Annotated in this window: 1 protein-coding gene; it reads right to left on the reverse strand. The window is 48.3% G+C overall.

Features of this window, described 5'->3' with window-relative positions; genetic code table 11:
* Window positions 1-232: EAL domain-containing protein (locus tag FN960_RS24845; protein ID WP_143850875.1), on the reverse strand; the 232-nt coding region annotated here is incomplete at both ends.

Consider the following 232-nt stretch of genomic DNA (forward strand, 5'->3'; position numbering starts at 1 on the left):
GAAATCATCCTTCAGCGACGCACGCTGACTAAAATGTCTGAATTCACCCATTGCCGTTTTAATAATCTGATAACCCAGCTCATTGATAAACCCGATATCTTCAGCAATGGTAATGAACTTCAGCGGTGAAATGATCCCCCGCTCCGCAGAAACCCAACGGCACAACGCCTCCGCGCCCAGAATGGCGCGGGTGTTAATATCAACGATCGGTTGATAGACGAGGAATAGTTCG

The sequence above is a fragment of the Alkalicoccobacillus porphyridii genome (genome assembly GCF_007293315.1).
Lineage (GTDB): Bacteria > Bacillota > Bacilli > Bacillales > Bacillaceae_D > Alkalicoccobacillus > Alkalicoccobacillus porphyridii.